Annotated in this window: 2 protein-coding genes; one reads left to right on the top strand and one right to left on the bottom strand. The window is 72.9% G+C overall.

The genetic code is table 11. From position 1 onward, the window contains the following. The coding region (locus FV228_RS31250; RefSeq protein ID WP_147857922.1) for a GntR family transcriptional regulator at positions 1 to 308 on the bottom strand (308 nt) is incomplete at its 3' end. Between the two features lie 93 nt (positions 309 to 401). Here FV228_RS31250 and FV228_RS31245 point away from each other — a divergent pair. Beyond that, the coding region (locus tag FV228_RS31245; protein WP_147857921.1) for an FMN-binding negative transcriptional regulator at positions 402 to 831 on the top strand (430 nt) is incomplete at its 3' end.

Here is an 831-nt window from a genome sequence, read left to right as displayed (position 1 = left end):
TTCCCCGGCCGTGCCGCCCCATCCGGCCGGGGAAGGGTGTCGTCCGGCAGGGTCGCGGCGACCCGGGTGGCCGATCCGGTCCGCGCCGTGAGGTAACCCTCGGCGATCAGCTGCTCCAGGGCGAGGACCACGGTGCCGCGGGCGCAGCCGAGATCGGCGGCCATCATGCGCGACGCGGGCAGCCGGGTTCCACGCGGCAGGCGGCGGTCGAGGATCGCCCCGCGCAAGCCTTCGCGGAGTTGGACGTGCAAGGGTGTCGGCGACACCGGATCGAGGCTGACGGGCAGCGGCAGCGGGCCTCGGGCCATGGCGGCAAGTGGTCCAGTCGGTTTTCGGAAACCGGACCTTTCGCCTGGTCCACCGTGCGGTCAAGCAGGATCCCGCAACAAGGACTTGGCTCGATGTACCAGCCGCCACACTTCCGGGATGACACGCACGCGGCGCAGCACGGGCTGATCCGGACCTATCCGCTCGGCCTGCTGGTCACCGGCGGCGCGGGTGGCCTGATCGCCAACCCGATCCCGTTCCTGCTGGACGAGGCGGGCACGCACGGCACCCTGCGCGCCCATCTCGCCCGCGCCAACCCGCAAGCGCAGGCGCTCGCCGAGGCCGAGGACTGCCTCGTCGTGTTCCAGGGACCACAGGGCTACGTCACCCCGGGCTGGTACGCGAGCAAGCAGGAGCACGGGCGGGTGGTGCCCACTTGGAACTACGCCACGGTCCACGTCTGGGGCCGGCCACGGGTGATCGAGGACGCGGACTGGCTCCGGCGCCAGATCGCCGACCTCACCGCCCTGCGCGAGGCGCCGCGCGCCGCGCCCTGGGCGGTGG

Source organism: Methylobacterium sp. WL18 (genome assembly GCF_008040015.1).
GTDB classification, from domain to species: Bacteria; Pseudomonadota; Alphaproteobacteria; order Rhizobiales; family Beijerinckiaceae; genus Methylobacterium; species Methylobacterium mesophilicum.
Note: the sequence above shows the minus strand (reverse complement) of the source record. Positions and strands in the feature narration are given on the sequence as shown.